Annotated in this window: 3 protein-coding genes; 1 reads left to right on the top strand and 2 read right to left on the bottom strand. The window is 71.0% G+C overall.

Features of this window, described 5'->3' with window-relative positions:
- Positions 1 to 36: 36 nt before the first annotated feature.
- Positions 37 to 780 (bottom strand): phosphoglyceromutase, encoded by a 744-nt coding sequence (locus tag BGN97_RS04040; protein WP_285636597.1) that lies wholly within the window; start codon positions 778 to 780, stop codon positions 37 to 39.
- A gap of 213 nt (positions 781 to 993) precedes the next feature.
- Here BGN97_RS04040 and BGN97_RS04035 point away from each other — a divergent pair, with 213 nt between their 5' ends.
- A complete protein-coding gene (locus BGN97_RS04035; protein ID WP_292698262.1) occupies positions 994 to 1,815 on the top strand; it encodes a class I SAM-dependent methyltransferase in 822 nt (273 codons plus the stop codon).
- A gap of 1 nt (position 1,816) precedes the next feature.
- On the opposite strand, the gene BGN97_RS04030 is transcribed toward BGN97_RS04035, so the two are convergent.
- Positions 1,817 to 2,749: a hypothetical protein gene (locus BGN97_RS04030; RefSeq protein WP_292698260.1), complete on the bottom strand. Its 933-nt coding sequence runs from the start codon at positions 2,747 to 2,749 to the stop codon at positions 1,817 to 1,819.
- Positions 2,750 to 2,899 lie beyond the last annotated feature (150 nt).

The raw sequence follows: 2,899 nt of genomic DNA, 5'->3' as shown, positions 1-2,899 counted from the left end.
GATGCTGTTCAGCATCCGCCCCGCTTCTGCGTCGCGTTACTTCTTGCCCTGCGCGGCGACCGCGGCGGCACCGGCGGCGGCGGCCTCGGGGTCGAGGTAGCGGCCGGGGCCGGTCGGGACGTTGTCGTCGTCGAGCTCGTAGACCAGCGGGATGCCGGTGGGGATGTTCAGCTCGGCGATGTCGTCGTCGCTGATGCCCTCCAGGTGCTTGACCAGGCCGCGCAGCGAGTTGCCGTGGGCGGTGACCAGCACGGTCTTGCCCGCCTCGAGGTCGGGGACGATCGCGGACTCCCAGTACGGCAGCAGGCGGTCGATGACGAGCTTGAGCGACTCGGTGCGCGGGACCTCGCCGTCGATGCCGACGTAGCGCGGGTCGTTCACCTGGCTGAACTCGCTGGCGTCGTCGAGCAGGGGCGGCGGCACGTCGAACGAGCGACGCCACAGCATGAACTGCTCCTGACCGAACTCCTCCAGCGTCTGGGCCTTGTCCTTGCCCTGCAGGGCGCCGTAGTGACGCTCGTTCAGGCGCCACGAGCGAGTCACCGGGATCCACAGCCGGTCGGCGGCATCCAGAGCGATGTTCGCGGTCTGGATCGCGCGGCTCAGCACCGAGGTGTGCAGCACATCGGGCAGGATGCCGGACTCCGCGAGCAGTTCGCCGCCGCGGCGTGCCTCGGTCTTGCCCTGCTCGGTGAGGCGGACATCGACCCAGCCCGTGAAGAGGTTGAGCTGGTTCCATTCGCTCTGGCCGTGACGCAGAAGAATCAGAGTGCGGGTCATGGGGTCCAGTTTATGGGGACGCGATGTGCAGAGTGGGCTACGTGACTTCTGTGGGACGGGCTCCGTGACCTTGTCTTCGTTCGCAGAACGGGGACCCCTCCGCTTCGCTCCTCCCCGATGCTCACTCCGACAAGGTCACTCCGCCCTGAGGCACATGAGAGTGGGTCCCACGACGTGGACGGAGTGAGGTAGGGGGTGAAGGAGAATAGGAGTATGAGCGGACCGGTCGGACAGCCCACGCGGGGGACGACGGGGACGAACCGGCTGCGGCGGAACGACCGGTGGATCGCAGTGTCCGAGGCGCTCCGGAAGGCGGCTGACCCCCTGGTCGTCGACCTGGGCTACGGCGCCAGCGGCGTGACGGCTTTCGAGCTCGCCCAGCGACTGCGGCAGAGGAGAGCGGATGCCGAGGTCATCGGCCTCGAACTCGACCCGGAGCGCGTGGCCACGGCGCGCTCCCAGCTGCAGGACGTGCATGCGGGTCGGACTCCCTTCGCCTCCGACCTGCCGGTGTCGTTCGAGAGGGGCGGCTTCGAGGTGCCGCTGCCCGGCGGCGGGCGCCGGGCCGTGATCCGCGCGATGAACGTGCTGCGGCAGTACGACGAGGCTGATGTCGCGGATGCCTGGCGGCTCGTCGCCTCCCGCCTCGCCCCGGGCGGGATGCTCTTCGAGGGGACCTGCGACGAGGTGGGGCGCATCGCGAGCTGGGTCGATGTGGCATCCGACGGCCTGCCCGTGCGGTTCACGATCTCGCTGCGGCTCGCCGACCTCGAGCACCCCGGGATCGTCGCGGAGCGCCTGCCGAAGGCGCTCATCCACCGCAACGTCCCGGGCGAGCGGGTGCATGAGCTGCTCACCGCGCTCGACCGGGAGTGGGACCGCGCCGCTCCCCTGTCGACCTTCGGACCGGTGCAGAGGTGGCTCGCGGCCGTGACGACGCTCCGGGCTCAGGGCATCCCGGTGCAGGGGACCAAGTCGCGCTGGCGCCTCGGCGAGCTGACCGTCCCCTGGGCAACCGTCGCCCCGGCCTCCTGACTCAGCCCCAGCGCTGCCGAAGCCATTCCATCCCCGCGATCGCCTCGCGGTACTGGAAGTCGCGAAGTGTGGGCATGCCGGGCGGGGCGGGCAGCTGAGCCTTCACGAAGAAGCGTCCGGTGACGGCCGCCAGCACGGAGTCGACGTCGGCCGGAGGCACGCCGTCGAACAGCGGATGCTGCGCCAGCACCTGCTCGACGTCGACGGTCTCTCCGCGCAGCCTCACGTCGAGCAGGTAGAACAGCCCGTCCATCCAGCGCGCACCGACCGAGGCCCACGGCCAGTCGATGATCCACGCCGTGCCCTCGGCATCCATCAGCACGTTGTCGGCCCGGCCGTCGTAGTGCTGGAGATGATCGCCCGCCACGACCTCGAGCACACGCTCCGCGGCGGTGCGGAGCCGCCCGCGGTTGGCGGCGGCCCAGGCCGGCAGCTCCACGCCCTCCGCCTCGATCACACGCCAGCTGGCCTGCTCCTCGGCGAACTCGTCGGCCGCCGACGGGAGGGCGGAGAGCGACTCGCCCTCGAGCCTCGGGAACGTCGCGAAGGCGTCGAGCACGGCGACCACGTCCGACCCGTCCCCCGCTCCGCCGGGATGGCGCCCCTCGACGTCGGCGAGCACGAGAACGGCCCACTCGTCGGTCACCAGCGACCCGAGCAGGGCCGGCGCACTCACCGTGCCCGGCAGCAGGCGCATGACCTGGATCTCCCGCTGGTGCAGTTCGTACGCGCCCTCGTTGCGGTCGCGATGCACGGTCTTCACGAACGCCCGGCGCCCTGTCGCGGTGACGACCCGGTCGGCGCTGCCCGGTGAGAAGCCCTCGACCTGGCTGACCGCCTCGACCACCGGCGCGTCCAGCACCCTCTCGACCTCGCGCACGACCTCGTCGGGGAGGTCGCTCCACAGCATCCGCGTCTTCAGCTCAGCCGTCATCCATCGACCCTATCCGCCGGGAGGCCGACCACGGTTCCCGGGCGAGGCGGGACGACCCCTCAGCGGGCGTTGCGGGGGTCTTCGCCGACCGGGCGGTGGGAGAGGCGCGTCAGACGCGGGACATCGGCGGTCGCACCTGCGTCCGCGGGG

The organism is Microbacterium sp. 69-10, from assembly GCF_001897945.1.
Classification (GTDB): domain Bacteria; phylum Actinomycetota; class Actinomycetes; order Actinomycetales; family Microbacteriaceae; genus Microbacterium.
The sequence above is the reverse complement of the archived record's forward strand: the minus strand, read 5'-3'. Positions and strand labels throughout refer to the sequence as shown.